Origin of the sequence: Paenibacillus lautus (assembly GCF_050482385.1) — a bacterium.
GTDB classification, from domain to species: domain Bacteria; phylum Bacillota; class Bacilli; order Paenibacillales; family Paenibacillaceae; genus Paenibacillus_AQ; species Paenibacillus_AQ lautus_B.
Genome location: NZ_JBCNHV010000020.1, coordinates 119,338 through 143,717, shown reverse-complemented (window position 1 = coordinate 143,717; position 24,380 = coordinate 119,338). Strand labels below are relative to the sequence as shown.

Genomic DNA, 24,380 nt, shown 5'->3' with positions numbered 1-24,380 from the left:
AAAGTTATGAATCACACAGAACAAGAACATCCAGTACAAAGCGGTTCCACATTCTTCAAAGGTGCTTTCATCGGTGCCTTGGTCGGAGCGGCAGCAGCTCTGTTGTTCGCTCCAAAGCCAGGCCGCGAACTGCGCGGGGATTTGTCCGAGAAACTGAGCATGGTAACGGATAAAACCAAGGAAGTTGCTTATACCGTAGGCGATAAAGCTTCTGAACTGGCCAAAACCGTGGGCACCAAAGCCTCCGATGTGATGGCCACCGTGAATGAAGGCCGCCAAAGCATTATGTCCAGCGTCAAGGAAGCATCGGCGGACGTGTCCAGCGAGGTTTCTAATGCTTCCAAAGACGTAAAGAATCAAGCGATGGACACTTCTTCCGAAGTCAGCCGTGAAATGAAATCGACAACGAATTAATAATTCGTGAGGTCACGAAATAGCCAGCTGACACAGCTGGCTATTTTTGTGCCAGATCGCGACAGTCAGCTTGTAAGCATCATATGGATGGATAAGTGAAATGAAACGGCGCATTTGCCTGGAAAGCGGGGATATCTCATGAGTAAAGCGAACCCATATCATAGCGGCTCCAGCTTCTCGACCCGGGGCGGCAATCGTTCAACACGACGCGAGGAGTCACGAATGGAATCCGAAACAAGTAAGGAAAGGCGCTCCCGGGAGGCGGATGATATCCAAGAGCATCCCTTTGAACTGCGGCACGAAGTGAAGAAACTGAACACGCGTCTGGACAAAATTGCCGCTATGCTGGAGAAATCCGAGATGAAGGACATGATCGATCATTACATGAATCCCAAGAAACGCATCATCGCCAACCTCACAGCCGGACTATCCCGGGGGCTAGGCTTAACCCTTGGCACGGCACTCGTGCTGGGTCTTCTGGGTTACATTCTCAGCTTCTTTGTCAACGTACCGATGATTGGGGATTTCATCTCGGATTTACAAGGATATATTGATCAATCCAGATCCTAGTGTATCTTTTACGTACTGAAAACGCCCGGTTCCTTTAGAGGTCACCGGGCGTTGTGATCATTCGTGCTGCCATTCATGCATATCCTTCGTGCCTCAAAGGTTTTTGTTGCTGGACTTCACTTGAAGCAAGTCCCCCGTCCATCCCTTCGCACGCATCCAAAGATACATCCCCCCGGTCCACAGCAGGGTGAAGCCGCTGACTGCCGTAAATCCCCAGAACGTCTTAATGGCGGGCAAATTCTCAAAATTCATACCCCATACGGCTCCAACCACGGTTGCGGGTGTGAGCACGACCGTAAAAATCGTCAGGGTCTTCATGATTTCATTACCACGGAACGCAGAGATTGCATCGTCTATCGACACCAGCGTATCGATTTCGCGCTCATAATGATGAATCAGCTTTTCTATTCTTTCCACTCGATGAAGGAGCTGTTGAAACGAGCGGCTGCTATCCAGCTCGCCATGATACCCTTCCTTTGCTGCGGCGATCAGCTCCTGAAAAGGAATAAACAGATTACTCCACTCCAACAGCTCAAACCGGGACGACAGAATACTGTCCATTAAGGACCTACGGTTGCGCGTCCGCATATCACTTTCAACAAGACGCAGGTTATGCTCGAATTGGTCCATTCCCGCATGGTAATAATGCAGAATGGCCCGAGCCAGCACAAACATGCCGTCGACAGGCTTTTGGCATTGATGAAGCATGGAAGCTCTATCGGACTTAGCCATCACGCTTCGGGTATGCTCATCCAAATTGATGGTGATCAATACTTGGTGGTCCGTATAGAAATAGAACTGTTCCGGCTTGTAATGCTCGGCATCATCCGTAACCTTATAAAGCATGGTTCCCAAAATGACCGGCTCCACCCCATCCTTGAATCGGACGGATAAGTAGTTTCGTTCCTTTAACGTTGATGCCAGATCAAACCATTCGACTGTATAAGGATAGCGCGTCCGAAGCTCACCGATCCAGGAGGATTGCCAGTCATCCGTTCGAACATCGTACCACTTCCATCCCCCTGCAAAAGTATAAATATCCTGACCTTCCATCCTATCCGGCCCCAGCATGTTTCCTTGCCACTCCCTTCTATAAATACGAATCGTAGGTTCCAAAAAGGCACGCTTTCCTGTAATGGAGGAAGCGTGCCTTATGTTGCTATACGTCTGTTTCTACGAGGCTTGTCCATATCAGTAAGAAGAATTGGACATGATCTGCTTCAGTTTTTCCGTTGCCCGCTTCTGGATACGTGAGACACTCATTTGCGACACGCCTAACCTCTGAGCGATCGCTCTCTGGGACTGTCCCTCCTGAAATGCCAGCAATAGCACCTTCTGCTCTTGCTCCTTCAACTGGCTCATCGCCTGCTGAAGATCCATGCGCTTCTCAACAGAATCAAAATCATTCACATCCGAACTGATTAGCTCTCCAAGCGTGGCTCCGGTTTCTTCCTGAGATAAAGGGGAATCCAATGATACATAATGATAGCATTCACGTCCGGCTAACACTTCAACCGTTTCCTCAACGGAAAGATCCAGGTAGGATGCGATCTCATTCACATCGGGAGATCTCTCCAGCTTCACCATTAATTCATCAATCGCTTGCTGAACCAAGGCACCCTTCTCCTTGATTCGTCTTGGTACTTGAATGTACCATGATTTATCGCGGAGGAAGTTTTTCATATGCCCGATCATGCTCTTCATGGCATAGGGCTCAAACGGAATCCCCAGGCTGATGTCATATTGCTGCAGAAGGCGAATTAATGCCATTTGGCCAACCTGATACAAATCCTCATACAGGTCGGGCCGATTTCGGGCAATCTTGCCTGCGGCCATTTTGACCATCGGTTCATATTTCTTAATCAGCACCGTCGCGATATCGTTATCCTTCGTTTGCTGATACTGTTCAATTAAATGAACGGCTTCATCTCTGGACTCTTGGGGAGTCGCCTTATCACTCATACCGGCTCCTCGCTTCTTACGAGCCGCTTCGTCAGCGTAACCTCGGTTCCCTTTCCAGCCTGGTTTGTCACGCTTACCTCATCCATAAGCGCCTCCATCAGGTAGAAGCCTAGTCCTCCGATTTGGACCTCGCTGAGATCTTTATCATGAAGTGTACGATTGCCAACCGCTCCCACACTGTCGAAACTCTCCCCTTCGTCTCTGACCGTAATGGATAGCGAATCGTCGGTCACTTGAAATAAAACCTCTACCATTCCGCCTTCCTGACTATAAGCATACAAAACCGAGTTATTACAGGCCTCCGACACCGCGACCTTCATATCTTCGATCTCTTCATAGGAAAAGCCCATCTTGGAAGCTATTCCATAGAGATTCAGTCTTACAATATCTACGTATTCAGCACTGGCAGGCAAATTAAGCGTTACTCTTTGTACATCTGAATTCATTCTTTTCGATCCTTTCCTATTGGGAATTCTTCTTACGACTGAAAGAACTTCGCAATACCCGTCATATCAAACAGCTTTTGAATTTGCGGCGGAACTTCCTCGACTGCAAAGCGTGCTTCCATGCCATGTCTGGCTTTCAGTATCGACAGAAGAATACCAATACCCGTGCTATCAATGTATGTCATGTCCTTCATGTTGACGATTAAGTCTACTTCGGAATTGCCGACAAGAGGCTCCATGACTAACCGAAAATCCGGAGCGACGGACAGATCAAGTTCACCGCTCAAAAATACCGTGCATACGCCCTCGTTCATGTGGGTCTTAGCATTGAACTTATCATTCGTTTTTGTATTCATAGACACTCTCTCCCAATCATTTGTTTTCCCTTTACATAACCCGTTATCTCGCTTGTTGAAACAGGTTAAGAGGGTTATAGACACGCTAATATATGGAAAACGATTGCTGTGCTAACCGTTGATGATGCGAACAGGGCTTGGGGTGATATCCCATCCTTCCTGTTCTACCGGTACATACCGGGATATCAGATGTTTCACACAGCTGATCTTGACCGGCTTGCTGATATATTCATTCATGCCCGCGTCGAAGCAGCGCTTCTGAATCCCGTCCATCACATTAGCTGTCATCGCAACCAGAACGGGAGCCTCAGATTCCGGCTTCATCTGGCGGATCATACGCGCTGCCTCCAGACCATCCATTACAGGCATCTGCAAATCCATGAAAATCATGTCGTAGACTTTAGGACCGGCAACCATCTCAACCGCCTGCCTTCCGTCCTCCGCCATATCCGCTTTCATCCCCATCTTTTCCAGCATGCTGTCCATCAGCTTTCGATTAATCGGATGATCGTCCACAATCAGGATGTTCGGTTGCTTCTCCCCATGGACACGATATTTTGCCGAACGCTCCGCTTCCCGGAGCCGATGATACTCTTCCTCATGCGTATGAACGCAGATCGTAAATACAAATGTGGCTCCTTTGCCTTCCTTGGACTCCACCGCGATCTCTCCGCCCATCATCTGTACGAGCGATTTACAGATCGCAAGCCCAAGTCCTGTTCCGCCGTAGCGCCTTGTCATCGAGGAGTCCAACTGAGAGAACGGCTTGAACAACCGATCGATTTTCTCGGATGAGATGCCGATCCCCGTATCCTTCACCGTAAATTCAAGCGTTAAACGGTCCTCTTCGGTTCGAGCAAGCGAAACAACCAAATACACTCCGCCCTCATTCGTAAACTTCACGGCATTGGATACCAGATTCACCAACACTTGACGAAGGCGTCCCATATCACCGAATATGATCGCAGGAATTTGATCCTCAATGTAATACGTAAGTTCCAGGTTCTTCTTGGAGGCTTCTCCGGAGAACAAACCAAGCACTTCCTGAACGCAGGACTTGAGATCAAACGGATATTCCTCCAGCTCCATTTTGCCTGATTCCATCTTGGAGAAATCCAATATGTCATTAATGATGTTAACCAAGGCGTCCGCACTGTTGCGGATAATCGTCGCGTATTCCCGCTGCTCATCCTGAAGATCGCTGTCCATCAGCAAATCAATCATCCCGATGACGCCATTCATCGGCGTGCGGATCTCGTGACTCATCATCGCCAGAAATTCCGTTTTGGCTTTGGCGGCAATCTCCGCTTCTTCCTTGGCCAGCACAAGTTCTTGATTAATCTTTTCAAGCTCCTGGGTCTTCTGGTGCAACTGCATGGACTGAATCTTCAGCCTGTTATTGGTCCGGTACATATCGACAAAACCCTCGATCTTGGATTTCAAGATTTGAGGGATAAAGGGTTTAACCATATAGTCGATTGCCCCCGCAGAGTACCCTGCAAAAAGATGCTCCGCGTCCTTGCTGTTTGCGGAAATGAATATAATCGGAATATCCTTAGTCTTGTCTCTCGCCTTGATCAGCCTTGCTGTTTCGATACCGTCCATGCCGGGCATTTGTACATCAAGAACAATCACGGCAAAATCATACTTCAAGAGATATCGCAAGGCCTCTTCCCCCGAAGTTGCTTTAATTAGCGTGTATTGTTCGCTGTCCAGAACAGCTTCGAGTGCAAGTAAGTTTTCAGGGCGGTCATCTACCAACAGAATATGAATCGGTTCGTGAAACCCCATGAGATCCTCCTACAAAACTTCTATTTAATCTTCCGGTATATTTTCTCCACCCGGTCCAGCGTCTCATAAGCTTCACTATAATTCGTAAAGTGTATGGACTCTTTAGAACCCAGTACGAGAATACCAAAATGGCTTAGACTCTCGTGAAATAATCCGTGTACGTGATCCCGCAGCTGATCATTAAAATAAATCATGACATTCCGGCAAAAGATCACATTAAACTCGTTAAAGGAACGGTCTGTTGCCAAATTATGCTCGGCAAATATCATGTTTTTCTTCAAGAACGGTTGGAAAATAACCGAATTGTACTTCGCTGTATAGTATTCGGAGAACGAGCGGGTACCGCCCGCCTCCATATAATTCTTGGTATATTGCTTCATGCGTTTGATGTCGAATACGCCTTCCTTGGCCTGCTGGAGAGAACGTGAATTCATGTCTGTCGCATAAATTCGGGATTTCTCATACAGTCCCTCTTCATGAAGCAAAATGGCCATGGAATACACTTCTTCTCCGGTCGAGCATCCGGCATGCCAAATCCGTATATATGGATACGTACGGAGCAAAGGAACTACCGACTGCCTGAATGTCAGGAATAGTTTCGGATCCCTGAACATTTCCGTAACCGGAATCGACAGATTATATATGAGCCGTTCAAAACAAGAACGTTCGTGAAGTACTTTATCCTGAAGGGCTGAGATTGTGGATACGCCCTCGGCATGAACATGATGCCAGATTCTCCGCCTCAACGAGGGAATAGCGTAATTACGAAAATCGTAACCATAGAATCTATGAATGCCTTCCAAAAGAAGCTCAATCTCGATCTGTTCCAGTTCACGTTCGCTTTCCTCTGTTAACAACCGTTGTTCTGATTCCATATGGTCACTAGATGACATTACGCTTGCACCGCTTTCCCCGTGTTTATTTGCTACTTGTACTTTACCCACAAAATCGGCTTACGAATACAACCAAACCCTCATAAGCGAAAGAAGTTGCTCCGTTTGTATCGGCTTCTTCATATAATCGGATGCTCCCGCTTCAATACATTTCGCGCGATCCTCTTTCATGGCTTTGGCTGTCAGGGCAATAATCGGCAGTTTCTCGAATTCCGGCATTTCGCGTAAACGTCGCATCGCCTCATAACCGTCCATCTCCGGCATCATCATATCCATTAACACCAGATCAAAATCAGGATGATCCTGAAGCAGCTCGATTGCTTCCCGACCGTTCTCAGCGAAGATAACTTCCATATGGTATCCCTCCAGCACGCTGGAGAGAGCAAACACGTTGCGGATATCATCGTCCACTAGCAGAATCTTCTTACCTTCAAACAGCTCTTCCTTGTTGTGCAGCTTCTGCAGGATTTTACGCTTATCTTCCGGCAAATCAGCCTCGACCCGATGGAGGAACAGCGTCGTTTCATCCAAAAGCCGCTCTGGCGATTTTACGTCTTTAATGATAATTGACTCCGCATATTTGCGAAGCTGCATCTCTTCCTTCGAATCAAGGTCCTTGCCTGTATAAATAATGATCGGCAGATCCACCAGGTTCTCGTCATCGCGGATCTGGTCTAGCAGCTCAAAGCCCGTCATGTCTGTCAGCATCAGATCAAGCACCATACAATCATAGCGCTGTTTGCGCAGCTCACTGAGCGCTTCGGCGCCTGTCGATGCCGCCGTAATCGATACATCGTCATGACCAATCAATTCAATAATGGAATTTCGCTGAATGTCGTCATCCTCGACAATAAGCAGATGCTTCATCGATTTTTCCGCATAGGATTCGATATGCGTAAATGCGTCTTCCAGCGCTTCTCTGGATGACGGCTTCTTCAAGTAAGCGATCGCTCCCATCATTAATCCTTGTTTCACTTCATCCACGACCGAAATGACATGCACTGGAATGTGGCGTGTAACCGCTGAGCTCTTCAGCTCGCCCATGACAGACCAGCCGTCAATAACCGGAAGCTGGATATCCAGGATGATGGCATCCGGCTTGTACGACTTGGCCATCTCCAGACCGATATCCCCCTGCAAGGCAACCAAAGCCTTGAAGCCGCGTCCTCTGGCCATATCCAGAAGGATTTTGGCAAACTTCACGTCATCCTCAATGATAAGCAACACTTTATCTGTCGGTCCGAGCTGATTGCGATCGTCGTCCACCTGAACGGATGGCTGAACCTCTTTCGTCATCATCTTCGCTTTTGGTACGATCAGATTACTTTCCGGTGGTGCCTCAACTGCTGCAGCTGCTTCCTGTGTGCCTTCTAACAAATCCGGATGACTAGCTGGCAGGAAGAGTGTGAAGCAGCTTCCCTTGCCTTCTTCTGATTCAACCAGAATACCCCCGCCCAGCAGACGGGAAAGCTCGCGGCTGATGGATAAACCAAGCCCGGTTCCCCCGTACTTACGGCTGGTTGTGCCGTCTACCTGCTGGAAGGCTTCAAAGATCAGATCCGTTTTGTCAGCCGGGATACCGATTCCGGTATCTCTGACAGCAAAGGCCACATAATCAGCTTCGGCATTCAGGTAAAGTGGAAGTTTCTCCTTGTCGGCCTTCTCCACGTGCAGCTCGACAGAGCCACTATTGGTAAACTTGAAGGCATTCGACAACAGATTACGAAGAATTTGCTTCACGCGATGGCTGTCCGTAACAATGCTCTGCGGAATATCTTCACTAATATGCACACCCAGGTCAATATGCTTGCGTGATGCCACGGCGGCAAAATTCTGCTCCACAAAGGCTTCAATATCCGGAAGCTGAACATCCTCATAGTTGATCTCCATTTTCCCTGCATCCACTTTGGACAGATCTAGGATCTCATCAATCATTTTGAGCAGATCGGAGCCCGACATGTATATGGTCTGTGCATATTCAATCTGTTTATTGCTCAGATTTCCATCCTTATTCTCCGACAACAGCTGTGATAATATCAGCAGACTGTTAAGCGGGGTCCGCAGCTCGTGAGACATATTGGCCATGAACTCGGACTTATATTTGGTTGTAATCGAAAGCTGCTTCGCTTGCTGCTCAAGCTGCATTCTTGCCTTCTCGATTTCATCGTTCTTCTCTTCCACTTCCTGCACCTGTTCCTCAAGCGCACGCGTCTTGGTAACAAGCTCGGTATTGTAATGCTCCAGCTCTTCCTGCTGGCGCTGCAGCAAGTCCTCGGAACGCTTGAGGGCATTGGTTTGCTCCTCCAGGTTTTCGTTGGTGCGGCGAAGCTCTTCCTGCTGGGTCTGCAGCTCTTCCGATTGAACCTGCAGTTCCTCGGTCATGGCCTGCGATTCGCGCAGCAGCTGCTCCACCCGCAGACGGCCTGTAATATTGTTCAGAATGATGCCAAGAGATTGACTCAGCTGAGATATTAGCTGCTGCTGTAGTGAGGTTGTTTCCTCAAAGGCTGCCAACTCCATAACACCCAACACTTCATTTTCAAACAGAATCGGATAGATCATGACGGATACCGGCTTCGATGATCCCCATGCGGATTCCACCTTCATGTAATCCTCCGGCGCGCTTTTCAGTACGATCGGTTTCTTGTCGAACGCGACTTGACCTACAAGCCCTTCCCCGATCATGAAGGAAATCTTCGGCTCTTCGCCGCCTTCGTGGGCGTAGGAACCTTTCATCTCCAACTTATTCGGATGTTTGTCTTCTTGACGGATATAGATAGCTCCATAATGAGCACCCAAAATCGGAGTGAATTCGCTGATGAACCGCTGACCGACTTCCTCCAAGGAATTGATCCCCTCCAGCAGCTCCGTGACTCTGGCCATGTTCGAGTTCAGCCAGGACTGATCACGCTGCGCCTGGAGATAGGTTTCCTCGATACGCTGCTTCTCGATAATGTCTTCCGACAGGTCTTTAAATACCCGAGCCACATCGCCAAACTCATCCTTGGACGTAACTTTAATGCGACGGATCGCCTTCAACCTGCCTTCGCCGAAGCTCTTCAGCATCATGGAGACCACGTTGATGCCCCGGGTAATGCTTGGGAGAATCCATAGAATGACCAGCATTCCGATTAACAATCCGCCAGCCATGATATAGATGAACATTTGGACAGAGCGGTCATATGCCGCTTTTGCTGCTGTTATTTCATCATTGATCTTCTGGTTCTCATAACTGCTAAGCTCGTTCAAACTCGTCAGCATCTCTTCCTGGACAGCTTGTCCAGTCGAGCTGCGTAGCAGATTGGCCTCTGTTGCATTGCTCTTTGCCAATAGTTCCAATGTCTTGTTTTGATAAACGATATATTGATTCACCGCACGATCAATCCGGACTAACAATTGCTGCTCTTCGGCGGTATTTGCACTTTCCTTGATCGCTTTAAAATACGCCTGAGTTTGTGTTGTCATCGTTTCCAGTTCCTGTTCGGACACAGCGTACGTGGACTGGTCATTACTCAGTATCATATTCGTAAGCTCACGCGCCATATCGTTGACCTCTCCGCGCATTGCGCTGGAGTATCGTACCTTTTGATAGCGCTCCTGATAGACCTGATCCATCTGGTCGTTCATATAAGTGATTCGGTCATAACCAATCAAGGTCAGAACCAGCATGAGCGCCAGTAAAGTCGTAAAACCAATGACTAACTTGCTCCTAAGCTTCATTGATTGGTTTCCTCTCCTTTTTTAAGAGATATCCAAACCAGGCATTTATCGTCCTCTCGCTCCTGCGATGGATCATCCACAAAATATTGCTCCTTCATTTCATCTTCTCTCCAATGATGAGGGCCGCCCAAATGTTCCTTCAGATAATCCAGCTTCTCGTCATGACCACCCTCTACCAGCTCGAGCAGGCCATCCGTATACATGACCAAGTGTCCTTCGCCTTCATACTGAAAGCTTCTTGGCTCCATGTCTTCAATCCGGTCGAATAACCCCACTGGGCAGCAGCCTTGATCCAGGGTCATCACATCCCCGCTTTCCTGAAAGAAAAGAGCCGGGGGATGGCCTGCGTTGACATAGTCCACCCGCTTCAAACGGGTGTCTACAACAAGATAGATCGCTGTAAAATAGTACTGTATCAGCTGTTCGCCGAGGTTTAACTGATTGAACCTGCGGTTCAATTCCTGAACCACCTTCTCCGGTTCAACATAAGTTGTCACCGTGTCCTTCAGAACCGAAGCGATGAACATGCAAAATAGGGACGAAGTAATCCCGTGTCCCATCATATCCAGCAGAATCACGCCATAACGGCCTTCGCCAAGCGGGTACCATGCATACAAATCCCCCGCAAGCTCTGCCGAGGGCTGGTATAACGCATGAATCTCAAATTGATCATCTTCAATTGGTGAGCTCAAAACGGCATTCTGAACCATGGCCGCAAGCTTCAATTCAGCTTGGACCCGCTGTTCCCTCTCAATATGCCAGTCTTTCTCATGCTTCAACCGGAGCGCCAGGCGAATCCGTGCCATAAGCTCCACCTTGTTGATCGGCTTCGTCACATAATCGACGGCACCGGCATCCAGCGCTTCCGCCAGCTTCTTGGAATCCCCGACGGCAGTAACCATAATGATCGGTATATCTTTCAAATGCTCATATTGCTGTACAATACGGCAAGCTTCAATTCCATCCATCTCGGGCATCATCATATCGAGCAGAATCAGATCGATATCCGCTCTCCGGGGATACAGCTCACGGCTGCGATCGCCAATCCCCAGATGTTCCAGCATTTCCAGGGCTGAAGATGCAGATATAGTATTCTGATAGTTTTCCTTCTTTAAGATTTCTCGAATAATAATGACGTTAGTCGGATTGTCATCTACGATTAATATTCTCATTGCCCTCTCCCTTAACGTTACGGATTATGCGATAGAAATCCTTTTCCTACTATTATACTATAATAACTTTCTGATCAATTGCCATAGAAAAAGGCTCTGTATCTTGAATCTTCCACCTTTATAAGGTTTATGGAACATTCTTTTAAAACATAGATAAGGAATGAGACGTCCGAGGTCTCATTCCTTATCTATGTTTTAAGTCCTATAACGCCTACTATTTGATGCTCTCATAAGCTGAGCTTTCGATGCTATATCATTCATCTTTTTTAGCGATGACGAGTACCTTGCCTAGATCCAGCTGTTTCTCATAGAATCCAGCCTCGGCCTCCGTGAAGCCAAGCGATACGATTTTGGCGCGGAGCTCATCGCCGCGGGACCGGAATAAATTCGCAAAGGCGTCAAACACGCCTTCTTCCTTGATGCCGACGTTGTTGGCATCGGATGCATCCACGATTCGGCTTGTCTTGTCCGAATCATGAGCCAACACATAAATCCGATCGTGATCGTAACCGGCCTGGCGCAGGTTCTGAACCTCCTGAACCGCTTGTGTACCGTTCTCAACGACTTTGGCATATGACTTCGTATTGGTAAATTCCATTGTGAAAACCTCCCCTAATAGTGTAAAACCTCAGTTTAGGTTGTAGTCCATTTGTTATTAACCTGATTTCTTAAGGTTGAAACAAATTTACTCGCTATAATCGAAAAATAAATCAATTCCTGTAATTTCACCGGAGTTCCGGTCAATAAACACCTTAAGCGCATGATGGTTCTCAAGGTACACATCCCCGTCCTCCGCTTTAAAATACGGCTTACCCAGAGATGCCCGAATGTCATTGGTTGTCATACCTATACGCTGATCTTCAACCTGAAAGGATACGGCAGAGGGCTTCACATGAACATATTCCGTGTAGCCGTTGCGGACCCCAACCTCCAAATCTTTGTAATCCAGCTTGGTCATTCCGGTCAGCTCCTCATGCTCAATTCGAACCGGTGCTCCCAGCTTGCGAATGACATCGCGCTTATTATCCGTTAACGAAATCCCGTTTAAAGTTCCATAGCTCTCCGTAGAGTTGTCGCTGGTTTGTGCTTGTCCAACATCCGATGCGGCATGAATAATAGGCGGTGGCGACATCCCGGCAGAAGGTTGCGGCTCTGCCACAACACCTCCACCTCCGGAGTAAATCAAAAGCCCTACCATCAACAGTGCGACATTCCACATGCGACCTCCTCCTTTCTTCAGCTTGCAGAGCTATACCCGGGCTTGGCTTTTTTACATTTATCTGGCTTTTTGACGACGAAAGCTGTTCCACAGACCAACCGCTGTATCCACGTAGGCTAACCAATTCCGGCCGCGTGACTTTTCTTCTGCTTCCGTATGCTGGTATACCGCATCATAGGACTGGAATGTACGATCCTGGGCCGTCAAAGGCACTTCCGTTTGGGCAGGCTGCTCTTTCTTCTGCTCCATCCGGGATTGCTTAAAGCGGCTGACCATGCCGGAGGATACCTGCTTCACCGCATAGGTGACTTCGCTTAAAGCTTCTCCCAGATTCTTGACGGTATCCAGTACCGGATCGATCTGTCTCATCTTATGCTGAACATCCACCGTAATATCGTTCGTATTTCGAATGGTCTGCTTCACTTCATAAGTCAATTCGTCCACCGTCTTTTGGACATCCTGAAGTGTTTCCGTTACCTTTTCGAGCGATTGTGTCGCAGCCTTTAATGTCTTGATTAAAAAGAAAACCAGAACCGCAAATGCCACGGCAATAATGGCAACACTGATTTGGGTTAGCATACGTTGTCCCTCACTTTCAAGTATGTTGGTTTCGGATACGCAATAGTTACCCTATCCCCCAACTCACGAAACAAAGGGACTCCTGCCATTCATGCCATTGTTCTACAGCTTGTTTCATCCCCTGCCGCCCCGGTTAAAGAACACTACGAAGGGCGCTGTGGCAATGGCCGATAGCTCCCTACCAAGCTTTAAATTGGGTATATGCCACTTCTTGGAGCCTCATGAGACTGCTTGCTATATCCAATAAAATCGATAAAGAAAGCAGGGTGAATAGGATGTTAAAATGGTCCGTAATTTTTCTAGTTGTTGCACTGATTGCAGGGATCTTTGGCTTCTTCGGCATCGTTGAGGCTGCAGCCAGTATCGCGAAGGTGCTGTTCTTCATCTTCGTTGTCCTGTTTGTGATCTCTCTCTTCACCGGACGCAGACGAAGTATGTGACACCGTCACATACTAAAGCCCATGCATTGAATATACACATAGGAAATGGAAAAAAGGGTGTCCTCCGTTGGATAAACGGATTGGACACCCTTTTTATGTGTTATGCGCTGCGTAAAAATCGGATCGGGTTATACGTTCGTTCCTGCAACCTCCTGATTTCCTGAGATCTTCGGCTCTTCCGCCGGTCTCGTCTTCTTAATAAAGAAAGCCAAGATCAAGGAAGCGACGCTGATCCATGTGGCAATAACAAAGGCATAATTAATGCCGTAAATGGTTGCTTCGTTCCCTAGCTTGAGCAGGTCGGCCTGATTCTTCGGATCAAATAGTCCCGATTGCATCAAAGCTTCCCCTTTGCTCTCGGCCTGGGTGGACATGACGGTAACAAGAATCGCAGTTCCGATCGAGCCGGAAACCATGCGGAGTGTATTCGACATGGCCGTACCGTGGGCGTTCAAGCTCCGCGGCAGCTGATTTAATCCGGCAGTCTGGATCGGCATCATGAGCATCGACATACCGAACATGCGGGCCGTATAGAGGATCATGATCTGGCTGTAAGACATGGTTTCGGTCAAATTACTGAACTCCCACGTCGTAAGGACTGTAATCGCCAGACCGATAACAGCCAGCCATCTTGCGCCAACCTTATCGAAGATCGCTCCCGTAATCGGTGACATGATCCCCATCAGAATAGCGCCGGGAAGCATGAGAAGCCCTGATTCCACTGGCGTGAATCCACGAATCTGCTGCAGATAAATGGGCAGCAGGATCATGCCGGCATACATCGCCATCGTGACAATGACATTAATAAGGGTCGTCAACGTAAACATGTTGTATTTGAATATCCGGAATTCCAGCATTGGGTTGTCGGCCTTCATCTCCCGCCATACAAACAGGATGAGGGCAATCGCGCCGACCACCAGGGTCGTGACAACCGGCGTGCTGGACCAACCGTCATTCCCGGCATCACTGAAGCCGTACAGCAAACCGCCAAAGCCCAAGGTGGACAAAATGATCGCGATCATGTCCAGCTTCGGCCGGCTGACCTCGGTAACATTTTTCAGGAAGAAAACCCCGATTAACGTAGCAATGATCGAGAAAGGCAGGATCATGTAGAACAGCACACGCCAATCATAGTGCTCCACAATATATCCTGAAAGCGTAGGTCCGATAGCAGGAGCAAATATCATGGCGATCCCCATCATCCCCATCGCCTTGCCGCGATTCTCAATAGGGAAAATATTCAGAAATACAACGGTCATAAGCGGCATCAAAATACCTGCACCTGCAGCCTGTACGAGGCGTCCGGTAAGCAGGAACGCAAAATTGGGGCTGATTGCACACAGCAAGGTGCCGATCGTAAACAGCGTCATCGCACTGATGAACAGCTGCCTTGTCGAGAAACGCGCGATCAGATAAGCGGTAACGGGGATCAAGACCCCGTTCACCAGCATAAAGCCTGTGGTCAGCCACTGGGCTATTGTCGGTTTAATGCTCAAATTTTCCATGATGCTCGGCAGAGCAACATTCATCAATGTCTGGTTAAGAATGGCGACGAAAGCGCCAATCATAAGTGCAGCAATGATAGGGCCTTTCTTAACAGGCTCGCCGGGGCGAGCAACGGTATGGGTACTCATGTGCAGCCTTCACTCTCTTTCTAAGTAAAATCATACATATAGCATGTTAGTTCTATGTGGACATCTGACCTTGGATGTGCTCAACATTCGTCAAAATTTTGCGGTATAGGACACTCAACTGCTTAACCTCTTCGTCCGTTAGAAAACCGTATAACAAATCGCTCAACTCAGCACGTTTATTGGCCAGCTGTTCGATCAGTTCCCGCCCAAGCGGCGTAATCTCCAGATGGATGACTCTTCGGTCGGCTGTATCCCTTATTCGGCGTGCGAACCCACCTTCGATTAATTTATCGGATATGCCTGTAACCGCTCCGCATGTCACATGAATGGAATCAGCCAAATCCGACAATCTCAAAGCTCCCTGTTCATGAAGCATCTCCAAGGCGGTATACTGGGTTCTTCCTAGTTTAGGAAATCCCTCCTTCTGCCATTCATGATGCACAGTCCGAACCATTTTCTTAAATAGCATCTCCAACTCCAGAATTTCATTCCGCATGGACATGTATTTTTTACACTCCTTTAAAAAGCCCAGCACTCCTTCAACAGAGACAGCCTACTTCGCCTATATACTTTAGTACTAAAACATTTAATTCTAAACATTTACTGATTATAGTGGCGGATGATTATAGTGTCAATGTTTACATATGTATTTTTTTCATAGTTTTTTTCTGAAAATAATGACATCTATTGAAAAACACAAAAAAGACCCAGACATTCTTCCCTTGTCTGAGTCTTTAGCCGATTCCCTTGCTTTACTTAAATAGTGACGGAATGGACATCCAATCCATGGTGAAGTTCAATTCCAAGCCGTCGGACAGAAACTTCACATTTTTTACAGTTACGAGATCCGGTAAATAGTCCTTGAGCGAAATTTGAATCGGGTCCAGTCGGAACATATTCAAAGGGATCTGGGCTCCCCGAATCGTCGTTGATTCATGTGTCAGGTGAAGATGGCTTCCCTCGGCCGACATTTGAAAGCGCAGCACAGCGCCAAAGGGAAGGATCCCCCACTGCCCGTTCATACGGGCTGTCATTGTGGTGCCATTCATCATGAAATCGGCGCCTGTAATATCTACGCCCAGGTCATGGGTGCTCATATATTTGACCATGTTCTTCTTGCTGAGTTCCCCGACTTCTTCTGTGCTCAGTAGCATGCGGGTATCCCGATTTGATACCATGGTCATCAACTTGTCCTTAAAATCAATGGAACGGTATTGCATGTCCAGCGATTGCGTAGGATAAACAAACCAGACCAACGCACCGATAATCACAAGCAGAAGGACAAATATACCCAGCAGGAAACGTCCGGCTCTTTTTTTTCGACGTACCATTCAAAGTCCCTCCTCCCATAGGATATTCCTGCAGTAACAAGGCTTTTCCCATCTCCAAAGTATATAGGAATCCATGAAACTTGTCACGATTTGAGAAATGTACCCAACTTTCTTGGTTCAAAACATCCAAATCGTGGTTATTACGATAATGTGTTAAAATAATGTGTCAAAATCATACTTCGGTCCCAAGGAGGAATTATTCCATGAAAAAAACACTAAGCATTACTGCAGCCCTAGCACTCACCCTGTCCCTGACCGCCGTAGCAAGCGCAGACCCGATTAACGGGACGGTACCTGAAACTTCAGGGACGGTATCTGAAACTTCAGGACCGGCTCCAATCTCGACGACAGAGGCTATTATCAAACCGGAAGAAGTCGTGCTGGTGCCTACACCTATGATCGAGATTGCGGAAAGAACCTACTTCTATAACGCTCCAAACGGCGAAAAGCTTGGTGCCTTGGCTTCGCAAAAAATCGACACAACCGGTAATCGAACGGGTGTCGTGCTTGGCGGGGAATGGGTTGAAGTTTATACATGGCTCGGTAAAGCTTGGATTTATGTAGCGTAATCGTGTATGACTGCCGGACTTCATGATCCTTCATGTATCCTAGCAGGTTAAATGGCAGGTCAAGATGATCTTGGCCTGCCATTTGTATGCGTACCTCTTCGGTAGGACCCTAGGACGATCCCTTAGGCTCTACATGAATGTGGACACTCATAATATTGTGAATCTTCTCCATCTGTTCTTCGATACGGTCACTGATCTGATGACCCTCCAGAACACTGATATCCGGGTCCACCTCGATGACAACATCCACCAGCACATGATTGCCGTGAATTCGGGCCTTCATGTCCTTAATCCCCTCGACACCGGGCGTACGGGCAATCGTACTGCGCAAGTCCGACAAACGGTTTTCATCAAATCCGTCCGTTAGACTATAAGTGCAATCTCTGAATATTTCCCAAGCCGTTTTGCAAATAATGACACCAACCCCTACCGCCGCCACGGTATCCAGCCAGGGCAGGCCGAATTGAGCGCCGATAATACCAATAGCTGCCCCCACACTGACAAGTGCATCCGATAAATTATCCTTGGCCGCTGCCATGAGTGCCTGGTTATCGATGCGCCGTGCGAGGTTCCGATTGTACCGGTATACGCCAAGCATGGCAACGGCACAGATGCCGGCCACGCCGGCAGACCATAAATTCGGTATTTCCTTAGCACCTTCAAAAAATGAACGAACGGCTTCAACCAGCACTTGGATACCAACAACCGCCATAATAAATGAAGCAACCAGAGCCGCAATCGTCTCCGCCCTTAAATGCCCGTACGCATGATTGGAATCCGGCGGTTTCTGGGAAATTCGCAGTCCGATCAATACGGCGAGTGATGCCACAATATCCGTCAGGTTGTTGAAACCGTCGGCAAGCAAAGCACTGGATGCAAATAAGTATCCACAGAATATTTTAAACGATGACAACACGAGGTAGGCGGCAATACTGATCCAAGCTCCGCGTTCCCCTTGTTTGATGTTATCATATGCATTATTCACTTCACACGTCTCTCCTTTGCTTGCTCTTTTGCAGGCTTCAAGCGATATCCATCATTATCCATATTTAATCCTAGCAAAGGTCATTCGTGTGGGTCTAGAGAAACATAATTGCTTTCGGTCAAAGAACCAGGAGCGTAGAAAATGGTATTAATCATTGTTACCCTTGCCGGGCGATTTAAAAACGAATAAAATGAGGACAAGCGAACACAAAGAGGAGGGTGATACTATGCCCGAGAATAACAATGAGTCACGTAAAGTGAATTTGGCTGATGCAATCCGGCAAAAGCTGGAACAAAAGAAACAGCAAAACTCATCCGCGAACAAGCCCGGACAATTCCAGGCTGGTTCAGCGCAAAAAATGAAAAGCCAAAACAATAAAAAACCAAACAACCAGCGTCGTCGTACCGGCGGTTCGTAGAAGAGCCCGTCCGTACATAACGCAAAAAATGCTGCACCTCCCATCCTTGGAAGGTGCAGCATTTTTTTAATGGATCGTGCCAGATGAAAGCTCGCGCCATCATCTTCCGCCGTCGTATCCTATTTCTTAAGCTTCAACCGGGTACATGCTTTCGCGAAGTCCCTTGATCTCTTCACTCTCAAGATACTCATCATAACTCATGCTGCGATCGATGATGCCGTTTGGCGTAATCTCGATAATTCGGTTGGCAATCGTCTGAATGAACTGATGGTCATGCGAGGTGAACAGAATCGTTCCGTCGAAATCGATCAGACCATTGTTGAGTGCCGTAATGGATTCGAGATCCAAGTGGTTCGTCGGCTCATCGAAGATAAGCACGTTCGCGCCGTTCAGCATCATTTTGGCGAGCATACAGCGAACCTTCTCGCCCCCGGACAATACGCTTGCTTTCTTCAGCGCTTCCTCACCCGAGAACAGCATGCGGCCAAGGAATCCGCGCAAGAATGTCTCATCTTGATCCTTGGAATATTGGCGCAGCCATTCCACAAGGTTGATATCAACACCGTCAAAATAAGCAGAGTTGTCTTTCGGGAAATACGCCTGGGTAGTTGTTACCCCCCAGCTGTATTCGCCAGCATCCGCTTCGGTTTCTCCTGTAATGACTTGGAACAGCGTCGTTTTCGGCATACCGTTCGGTCCAACAAATGCGATTTTGTCGCCTTTGTTTACAACAAAGCTGACATTATCCAGAACCTTTTCCCCATCCATCGATTTGGTGATGCCATCAACCGTAAGCAGCTGCTTGCCCGCCTCGCGTTCAGGCTTGAAATGAAGAAACGGATATTTACGGTTCGAAGGACGAAGATCCTCCAACGTAATTTTGTCGAGCTGTTTCTTACGGGAAGTCGCCTGCTTCGATTTGGAAGCATTCGCCGAGAAGCGTTGAATAAATGCCTGCAATTCCTTGATCTTCTCTTCCTTCTTCTTGTTGGCATCCCGCTGAAGTTCAAGCGCCAGCTTACTGGATTCATACCAGAAGTCATAGTTGCCGACATACAGCTGGATTTTACCGAAGTCGATATCCGCAATATGCGTACACACCTTGTTCAGGAAGTGACGATCATGGGATACCACGATAACGGTGCCTTCATAATCCATAAGGAAGTTCTCGAGCCACTGAATCGATTCCAGGTCCAAGTGGTTGGTAGGCTCATCCAGCAGCAGGTTATGCGGACGGCCAAACAATGCTTGCGCCAAGAGAACGCGTACCTTCTCATTACCGCTCAGCTCCGACATTTTCTTATCGTGCAGCTCACGTGGAATGCCGAGACCGATCAGGAGCGCTGCCGCATCCGGCTCTGCATCCCATCCGTTCAGCTCTGCGAATTCGCCTTCCAGCTCACCCGCACGCATGCCGTCTGCTTCAGAGAAATCGGATTTCGCATACAGTGCATCCTTCTCTTTCATGATGTTATACAGCCGGGCATGACCCATAATAACCGTCTCCAGGACTGGATACTGGTCGTATTCATAGTGGTTCTGCTTCAGAACCGCCATCCGTTCATTCGGTGTCATATGAACCTCGCCTTGGTTCGCTTCAATCTCACCGGAGAGGATTTTCAGAAATGTAGACTTACCCGCCCCGTTGGCGCCGATGAGGCCATAGCAGTTGCCCGGGGTGAATTTTATATTGACATCTTCAAATAGTGCTCGTTTGCCATAGCGGAGCGTTACGCCGCTTGTACTGATCATTAAGCATTACCATCCTTTATCACTATTGGTTTCAGCACATTATAGCATAAGTACGACGGTTATCGAAGCTTCTGAACGATATAAAACGGTTTTAAACAAATATAACCTCCTGCGTGTGCCTTTTTCTCAAGTGCACAGGACGCCCACGATCAAAGGCTACTTTTCTAGTTTAATAGAAAAAGACAACTGAAAATGGGCCCGAAAGATTATAAAAAAACCTTTCGGACCTCTTTTGGGCAGTCTATGGTGTATGGTGAGTAGAATCGCTTGTACGTTTCGGTTACGATGTCACGCTTCTCCGCTCAGGCTGAACCTTGAAGGTCTCCCCGTACTTTAATACGCGAATTCGCTCCTTGGCGATCCCCAGCCTTTCCCGTTCCGCTTCCATCCGGTCAAGCGCTTCTCTGGCCGTATCGTCAGCCAGCTTGAAGGTGCCATAATGCATCGGGATCATCGTCTCGGCCTTCACATCCTGGAACGCCTGCAGCGCCTCTTCCGGATTAACGTGCTGTGACGTCATGAACCATTCCGGCTCATATGCCCCGATCGGCATCAAAGCAAGGTGAATGTTGAAGCGTTCTCCGATCAGCTTAAAGCCCTCGAAATAGCCGCTGTCTCCGGCAAAATACAAATTCGGCGGAAGCAGGCGGGTGCCGTCCTCAGCGACAGGTTCGTTATCGCATGGCGATTTATCGGAAGAACCCGAATCCCTCTTCGCATCCTGCAGCACGGGCTCCATCACGAATCCTCCCCAATGGGATGTATTCGTGTCAAATGGCGTACGCCGAGTCCAATGCTGTGTCGGCACGAAGGAGAACTTCACGCCCTTGATGGTTGCGGATTCCCACCACTGCAGCTCGATTACGCGGCGAAAGCCTTTGTTGATCATTTTGCGACGCAGACCAACCGGTACAATGATCGTGGTGTCCGCACGGTACAGCCTACGGATCGAGGCAACATGCATATGGTCATAATGGGAATGCGAGATTAAAATGACATCAATCGGGGGGATCTCATGAATGGGAAGTCCAGGTTCTCCAAGGCGCTTATTAAACCCCATTCTCCGCGCCCATACGGGATCAGTCACGATGTTCAAGCCTTCATATTGGATGAAGAACGTAGCGTGCCCGATCCAGGTAACGGAGGTTTCGTGCCGGTTGCTATGCAAATACTGAAGATCCGGCGTCAGGTTTGGAATGCAGTAGGAGTAATCCTTCTTCTTCTGACGACGTTCGTCGCGCCACTGCTTGAATTGTTTAAGTGTTTTATCGGTGCTGACGTTATCGATATTGTTATAGCGAATTTTTGGCATGCAGCCTCCTCCTTCCATTACCCTGTATTTTAACCCGTATTGACCTCTTCGCTCAACTTTGCGTTTGTTGTTCTTTTTAAACCGAATGATTCGTGTCCAAACAACCCGTATTTGCCTTGGATCAGAATCAATCCGATGGATCTTTATACTTGACGACGTAGATCGCCATAAAGGCTACAGCAGCCAGTACGGTGAGCAGCGGTGCTATGAAAATGCCGAAGTCCTCCACTTGCCTCACCCCTTCTTCGCGGATTTGCCGCGAATGTAGTTCGCATCGAACAGAAACAATCGCATCAGCAGGACCAGGGAAGGAACCAATACGCAGAACCCCAGGATAAATGCGGTAATCAAAGCGATCGCCATCGTATCGTTGGTAATACTCTCTTGAATATGAATGTATTCATAGAGAATATACGGCAGATGAGAGCGTCCATACCCATACCAGGCAAAGGCAAATTGGAGCATGACCATGATAAAAGCGATGCCGAGCCGAATTCGTTTCCATACGAGGTACACCGCAATGACAAAGCAGATAAACGACGCGATAAACATCCATGCGATATCCAGCATCTGCCCAAAGTGCACCGGATTCTGATGGTTGATCTGGAAAAACGCGAAAACCGAAGCCAGGATCGTCGGTCCGCTCCACCCCAGCGCATAACCCCGGACCACGCCGAACGCTACCTCATCCCCCGCACGCTGCGCGTAATAGGACAGGAACATCGCCGAGATGTACAGAACGCTCACAAGCGCTAGCAGGATGACCGACCACGTGTACGGATTCGTGAAGAACGTATACCAATCAAGCTCAACCTTCCCGTTGTCCATGTAGATAATCCCACCTTCCGAGATGGCCAATATCGTCGACAACGCGGCCGGGATGAGAAGCCCCGTTGCCCCGTAGAGCCCCATATACACGATATTGTTCCCAGTCTGGCTGCCATACGTGTGATAGGCATAGTAAACGCCGCGGATCGCCAGCAGCACAAGGGCCAAGCTGCCCGGCACAAGCAGCGCGGTGCCATAATAGTACGCTGCATCCGGGAAGAATCCGACAAGTCCGACCACAAAAAAGATCAGGAATACGTTGGTCACTTCCCAGACGGGAGATAAATATCGCTGGATGATGTTGTGGATCTTGTTCTCGTGTCCGGTGAGCACGCTGTAATAGCTGAAAAATCCGGCACCGAAATCAATCGAGGCTACCAGCAAATAGCCAAACAGAAATGTCCACAGCACGGTTATTGCTACCATTGCATAGCTCATTTGCGGTCTCCCCCTTCGATTTCGAGTCCCAACAGCCGGATTTCCTCTTCGGCGCTTTTATTTCGGAACAATTGGCTCAGCACGCGGATCGCGGATACGGATAGCACCAGATACAGGATAATAAACAGCACCAGCATCCAGCCGACGCTTGATGAAGTCGTTGCCGCATCCGATACCTTCATGTATCCCCGCACGATCCATGGCTGCCTTCCGATCTCAGCAAGGAACCAGCCCAGCCATATGGCTGACATCGATAATGGCCCCAAAACCAATATACTGAGCAGCAGCCATTTTGGATAAGGCCTTTTGCCAGGAAGTTTCTTGCGGAACATATACAGGAGCGGAATCAGAACGATAACGGCGCCGCTGGTCACCTTCAAATCGAAAAAATAATGCACTGACATCGGCGGCCTCTCATTCTCCGGAAATTCATTCAGGCCAACGACCTCCGTGCTGGGACTGTTTCCCGCTAGTATGCTTAGCGCATAGGGAATCTTCAATGCATACTTAATCTCGTTATTCTCATCCAGAAAGCCGCCGTAAATGAGCGGGGCTTGTGTCATCGTCTCAAAATGCCACTCGGCCGCCGCCAGCTTCTCGGGCTGATATTTAGCCAGAAATTTGCCGGAGAAATCTCCGATCATCACGGTGGCCACGGCAAAAACAAAAGTAGACACAACCGTAAGCTTCAACGCTTTCTTAAAGTAGATGTGCCTGCTTCCCCGCAATAAACTGAAAGCGGCTATACTGGCCAGCGCAGCCGCACTGGTCGTATACGCTGACGCCAGCACATGGCTCACCTTGGTCGGCGTTGCCGGGTTGAACATGGCCACGAACGGATTCACATTCGTAAATACCCCATCCACCAGCTCGAAGCCCTGGGGCTGATTCATAAAAGCATTCATACTCGTGATAAAGAACGCTGACGCGGAGGAGCCAATCGCCACGGGAATAAGCAGCAGCAAATGGGTCCATTTATTTTTGAATCGATCCCATGTATAGAGATAAATGCCAAGAAAGATCGCCTCCACAAAAAAAGCAAAGGTTTCCATAAACAGCGGCAGTGCAATAGCTTTACCGGCTACACGCATAAAGGTGGGCCATAACAAGCTAAGCTGCAAACCAATGGCGGTACCTGTCACAACGCCGACGGCCACCGTAATTACGAAACCCCGCGCCCAGCGCCTGGCGAGCAACGTATAATGGTTGTCCCCTGTCCGAATCCCTCTCCATTCCGCCAGAGCCAGCATAATCGGAATCCCAACGCCGATGGTTGCCAGAACTATATGTACAAACAGGGTCAAACCGGTCAGGATCCGGCTCATCAGTACGGGGTCCAGTGAAGACATCAGGTTCACTCCTCGGTTTCTTTATCCAAAATATTTCATATAGCGCAGATACCCTTTCACGGCGCCGTATAGCATAATGGCCGCAACAATAAAGCATAGAATCGCAAGCTTTCGCTCCTGTTTCCTGTGCATCCGTCAGCCTAGCCTCCCTTAGAGGTTGTTCAAAAAGTCCGCTTTTGATAAGAAAACCTCTATCGAGGCC

Annotated in this window: 25 protein-coding genes; 5 read left to right on the top strand and 20 right to left on the bottom strand. The window is 48.4% G+C overall.

Annotated elements, in window-relative coordinates:
- Nucleotides 1–6 precede the first annotated feature (6 nt).
- Nucleotides 7–414, top strand: a complete 408-nt coding sequence (locus tag ABEW73_RS24240) for a YtxH domain-containing protein (protein ID WP_430161546.1) — start codon at nucleotides 7–9, stop codon at nucleotides 412–414.
- 138 nt (nucleotides 415–552) lie between these two features.
- Nucleotides 553–984: a DUF5665 domain-containing protein gene (locus ABEW73_RS24235; protein WP_430161548.1), complete on the top strand. Its 432-nt coding sequence runs from the start codon at nucleotides 553–555 to the stop codon at nucleotides 982–984.
- A 93-nt stretch (nucleotides 985–1,077) separates the two neighbouring features.
- Here the strand turns inward: ABEW73_RS24235 and ABEW73_RS24230 are convergent, their stop codons facing one another.
- The 11 genes from ABEW73_RS24230 to ABEW73_RS24180 form a co-directional block, all read right to left on the bottom strand.
- Entirely contained in the window at nucleotides 1,078–2,055 is a 978-nt protein-coding gene (locus tag ABEW73_RS24230) for a magnesium transporter CorA family protein (RefSeq protein WP_430161550.1), read from the bottom strand.
- 120 nt (nucleotides 2,056–2,175) lie between these two features.
- Entirely contained in the window at nucleotides 2,176–2,946 is a 771-nt protein-coding gene (locus ABEW73_RS24225; protein WP_009594120.1) for a sigma-70 family RNA polymerase sigma factor, read from the bottom strand.
- Nucleotides 2,943–3,392: an anti-sigma B factor RsbW gene (gene rsbW, locus ABEW73_RS24220; protein ID WP_430161552.1), complete on the bottom strand. Its 450-nt coding sequence runs from the start codon at nucleotides 3,390–3,392 to the stop codon at nucleotides 2,943–2,945. Before rsbW ends, ABEW73_RS24225 begins: the two co-directional genes overlap by 4 nt.
- A gap of 32 nt (nucleotides 3,393–3,424) precedes the next feature.
- A complete protein-coding gene (locus ABEW73_RS24215; RefSeq protein WP_430161554.1) occupies nucleotides 3,425–3,748 on the bottom strand; it encodes an STAS domain-containing protein in 324 nt (107 codons plus the stop codon).
- A 111-nt stretch (nucleotides 3,749–3,859) separates the two neighbouring features.
- Complete coding sequence (locus ABEW73_RS24210) at nucleotides 3,860–5,539, bottom strand: response regulator (RefSeq protein WP_430161556.1); 1,680 nt, start codon at nucleotides 5,537–5,539, stop codon at nucleotides 3,860–3,862.
- 20 nt (nucleotides 5,540–5,559) lie between these two features.
- Nucleotides 5,560–6,432, bottom strand: a complete 873-nt coding sequence (locus ABEW73_RS24205) for a CheR family methyltransferase (RefSeq protein ID WP_430161558.1) — start codon at nucleotides 6,430–6,432, stop codon at nucleotides 5,560–5,562.
- Nucleotides 6,433–6,492: 60 nt separating this feature from the next.
- A complete protein-coding gene (locus tag ABEW73_RS24200) occupies nucleotides 6,493–10,152 on the bottom strand; it encodes a response regulator (protein ID WP_430161560.1) in 3,660 nt (1,219 codons plus the stop codon).
- Nucleotides 10,149–11,324, bottom strand: a complete 1,176-nt coding sequence (locus tag ABEW73_RS24195) for a PP2C family protein-serine/threonine phosphatase (protein ID WP_430161562.1) — start codon at nucleotides 11,322–11,324, stop codon at nucleotides 10,149–10,151. Before ABEW73_RS24195 ends, ABEW73_RS24200 begins: the two co-directional genes overlap by 4 nt.
- A gap of 253 nt (nucleotides 11,325–11,577) precedes the next feature.
- Entirely contained in the window at nucleotides 11,578–11,922 is a 345-nt protein-coding gene (locus tag ABEW73_RS24190; RefSeq protein ID WP_430161563.1) for a general stress protein, read from the bottom strand.
- An 87-nt stretch (nucleotides 11,923–12,009) separates the two neighbouring features.
- Nucleotides 12,010–12,543: a hypothetical protein gene (locus tag ABEW73_RS24185; RefSeq protein ID WP_430161565.1), complete on the bottom strand. Its 534-nt coding sequence runs from the start codon at nucleotides 12,541–12,543 to the stop codon at nucleotides 12,010–12,012.
- A gap of 57 nt (nucleotides 12,544–12,600) precedes the next feature.
- Entirely contained in the window at nucleotides 12,601–13,122 is a 522-nt protein-coding gene (locus tag ABEW73_RS24180; protein ID WP_430161567.1) for a DUF948 domain-containing protein, read from the bottom strand.
- A gap of 275 nt (nucleotides 13,123–13,397) precedes the next feature.
- Between ABEW73_RS24180 and ABEW73_RS24175 the strand changes: the two genes are divergently transcribed.
- On the top strand, nucleotides 13,398–13,562 hold the full coding sequence (locus tag ABEW73_RS24175; protein WP_006212708.1) for a DUF1328 domain-containing protein: 165 nt from the start codon (nucleotides 13,398–13,400) through the stop codon (nucleotides 13,560–13,562).
- A 128-nt stretch (nucleotides 13,563–13,690) separates the two neighbouring features.
- Here the strand turns inward: ABEW73_RS24175 and ABEW73_RS24170 are convergent, their stop codons facing one another.
- The 3 genes from ABEW73_RS24170 to ABEW73_RS24160 all read right to left on the bottom strand — a co-directional run bounded on the left by ABEW73_RS24170 (nucleotide 13,691) and on the right by ABEW73_RS24160 (nucleotide 16,527).
- Nucleotides 13,691–15,196, bottom strand: a complete 1,506-nt coding sequence (locus tag ABEW73_RS24170; protein WP_430161569.1) for a DHA2 family efflux MFS transporter permease subunit — start codon at nucleotides 15,194–15,196, stop codon at nucleotides 13,691–13,693.
- A 52-nt stretch (nucleotides 15,197–15,248) separates the two neighbouring features.
- Nucleotides 15,249–15,698, bottom strand: coding sequence for a MarR family transcriptional regulator (locus ABEW73_RS24165; protein WP_076325419.1), 450 nt, complete (start codon nucleotides 15,696–15,698; stop codon nucleotides 15,249–15,251).
- 250 nt (nucleotides 15,699–15,948) lie between these two features.
- Nucleotides 15,949–16,527: a hypothetical protein gene (locus ABEW73_RS24160; RefSeq protein ID WP_430161571.1), complete on the bottom strand. Its 579-nt coding sequence runs from the start codon at nucleotides 16,525–16,527 to the stop codon at nucleotides 15,949–15,951.
- Between the two features lie 203 nt (nucleotides 16,528–16,730).
- Between ABEW73_RS24160 and ABEW73_RS24155 the strand changes: the two genes are divergently transcribed.
- Nucleotides 16,731–17,096: a hypothetical protein gene (locus ABEW73_RS24155; protein WP_430161573.1), complete on the top strand. Its 366-nt coding sequence runs from the start codon at nucleotides 16,731–16,733 to the stop codon at nucleotides 17,094–17,096.
- Nucleotides 17,097–17,205: 109 nt separating this feature from the next.
- Here ABEW73_RS24155 and ABEW73_RS24150 read toward each other — a convergent pair whose 3' ends face one another.
- The gene (locus tag ABEW73_RS24150; RefSeq protein WP_430161575.1) at nucleotides 17,206–18,081 is read right to left on the bottom strand and encodes a cation diffusion facilitator family transporter; all 876 of its coding nucleotides are present in this window, start codon (nucleotides 18,079–18,081) and stop codon (nucleotides 17,206–17,208) included.
- 226 nt (nucleotides 18,082–18,307) lie between these two features.
- Between ABEW73_RS24150 and ABEW73_RS24145 the strand changes: the two genes are divergently transcribed.
- Nucleotides 18,308–18,499: a hypothetical protein gene (locus ABEW73_RS24145; protein ID WP_076325415.1), complete on the top strand. Its 192-nt coding sequence runs from the start codon at nucleotides 18,308–18,310 to the stop codon at nucleotides 18,497–18,499.
- Between the two features lie 126 nt (nucleotides 18,500–18,625).
- Here the strand turns inward: ABEW73_RS24145 and ABEW73_RS24140 are convergent, their stop codons facing one another.
- From ABEW73_RS24140 to ABEW73_RS24120, 5 genes are all read right to left on the bottom strand, one after another.
- Nucleotides 18,626–20,251 carry an ABC-F family ATP-binding cassette domain-containing protein gene (locus ABEW73_RS24140; protein ID WP_430161577.1) on the bottom strand — a complete coding sequence of 542 codons (1,626 nt, stop codon included), beginning with the start codon at nucleotides 20,249–20,251 and terminating at the stop codon, nucleotides 18,626–18,628.
- Nucleotides 20,252–20,531: 280 nt separating this feature from the next.
- Complete coding sequence (locus tag ABEW73_RS24135) at nucleotides 20,532–21,563, bottom strand: MBL fold metallo-hydrolase (protein ID WP_430161579.1); 1,032 nt, start codon at nucleotides 21,561–21,563, stop codon at nucleotides 20,532–20,534.
- A 127-nt stretch (nucleotides 21,564–21,690) separates the two neighbouring features.
- Entirely contained in the window at nucleotides 21,691–21,792 is a 102-nt protein-coding gene (gene cydS, locus ABEW73_RS24130) for a cytochrome bd oxidase small subunit CydS (RefSeq protein WP_015737491.1), read from the bottom strand.
- A gap of 5 nt (nucleotides 21,793–21,797) precedes the next feature.
- Nucleotides 21,798–22,829, bottom strand: coding sequence for a cytochrome d ubiquinol oxidase subunit II (locus ABEW73_RS24125; protein ID WP_430161581.1), 1,032 nt, complete (start codon nucleotides 22,827–22,829; stop codon nucleotides 21,798–21,800).
- The gene (locus ABEW73_RS24120; protein WP_430161583.1) at nucleotides 22,826–24,178 is read right to left on the bottom strand and encodes a cytochrome ubiquinol oxidase subunit I; all 1,353 of its coding nucleotides are present in this window, start codon (nucleotides 24,176–24,178) and stop codon (nucleotides 22,826–22,828) included. The genes ABEW73_RS24125 and ABEW73_RS24120 overlap by 4 nt, the downstream gene beginning before the upstream one ends.
- Nucleotides 24,179–24,380: the final 202 nt, after the last annotated feature.

Coding starts and splice junctions, on each gene's coding strand:
- ABEW73_RS24240 (WP_430161546.1), top strand. CDS start 7: ATGAATCACACAGAACAAGAACATCCAGTACAAAGCGGTTCCACATTC.
- ABEW73_RS24235 (WP_430161548.1), top strand. CDS start 553: ATGAGTAAAGCGAACCCATATCATAGCGGCTCCAGCTTCTCGACCCGG.
- ABEW73_RS24230 (WP_430161550.1), bottom strand. CDS start 2,055: ATGCTGGGGCCGGATAGGATGGAAGGTCAGGATATTTATACTTTTGCA.
- ABEW73_RS24225 (WP_009594120.1), bottom strand. CDS start 2,946: ATGAGTGATAAGGCGACTCCCCAAGAGTCCAGAGATGAAGCCGTTCAT.
- rsbW (WP_430161552.1), bottom strand. CDS start 3,392: ATGAATTCAGATGTACAAAGAGTAACGCTTAATTTGCCTGCCAGTGCT.
- ABEW73_RS24215 (WP_430161554.1), bottom strand. CDS start 3,748: ATGAATACAAAAACGAATGATAAGTTCAATGCTAAGACCCACATGAAC.
- ABEW73_RS24210 (WP_430161556.1), bottom strand. CDS start 5,539: ATGGGGTTTCACGAACCGATTCATATTCTGTTGGTAGATGACCGCCCT.
- ABEW73_RS24205 (WP_430161558.1), bottom strand. CDS start 6,432: ATGTCATCTAGTGACCATATGGAATCAGAACAACGGTTGTTAACAGAG.
- ABEW73_RS24200 (WP_430161560.1), bottom strand. CDS start 10,152: ATGAAGCTTAGGAGCAAGTTAGTCATTGGTTTTACGACTTTACTGGCG.
- ABEW73_RS24195 (WP_430161562.1), bottom strand. CDS start 11,324: ATGAGAATATTAATCGTAGATGACAATCCGACTAACGTCATTATTATT.
- ABEW73_RS24190 (WP_430161563.1), bottom strand. CDS start 11,922: ATGGAATTTACCAATACGAAGTCATATGCCAAAGTCGTTGAGAACGGT.
- ABEW73_RS24185 (WP_430161565.1), bottom strand. CDS start 12,543: ATGTGGAATGTCGCACTGTTGATGGTAGGGCTTTTGATTTACTCCGGA.
- ABEW73_RS24180 (WP_430161567.1), bottom strand. CDS start 13,122: ATGCTAACCCAAATCAGTGTTGCCATTATTGCCGTGGCATTTGCGGTT.
- ABEW73_RS24175 (WP_006212708.1), top strand. CDS start 13,398: ATGTTAAAATGGTCCGTAATTTTTCTAGTTGTTGCACTGATTGCAGGG.
- ABEW73_RS24170 (WP_430161569.1), bottom strand. CDS start 15,196: ATGAGTACCCATACCGTTGCTCGCCCCGGCGAGCCTGTTAAGAAAGGC.
- ABEW73_RS24165 (WP_076325419.1), bottom strand. CDS start 15,698: ATGTCCATGCGGAATGAAATTCTGGAGTTGGAGATGCTATTTAAGAAA.
- ABEW73_RS24160 (WP_430161571.1), bottom strand. CDS start 16,527: ATGGTACGTCGAAAAAAAAGAGCCGGACGTTTCCTGCTGGGTATATTT.
- ABEW73_RS24155 (WP_430161573.1), top strand. CDS start 16,731: ATGAAAAAAACACTAAGCATTACTGCAGCCCTAGCACTCACCCTGTCC.
- ABEW73_RS24145 (WP_076325415.1), top strand. CDS start 18,308: ATGCCCGAGAATAACAATGAGTCACGTAAAGTGAATTTGGCTGATGCA.
- ABEW73_RS24140 (WP_430161577.1), bottom strand. CDS start 20,251: ATGATCAGTACAAGCGGCGTAACGCTCCGCTATGGCAAACGAGCACTA.
- ABEW73_RS24135 (WP_430161579.1), bottom strand. CDS start 21,563: ATGCCAAAAATTCGCTATAACAATATCGATAACGTCAGCACCGATAAA.
- ABEW73_RS24125 (WP_430161581.1), bottom strand. CDS start 22,829: ATGAGCTATGCAATGGTAGCAATAACCGTGCTGTGGACATTTCTGTTT.
- ABEW73_RS24120 (WP_430161583.1), bottom strand. CDS start 24,178: ATGTCTTCACTGGACCCCGTACTGATGAGCCGGATCCTGACCGGTTTG.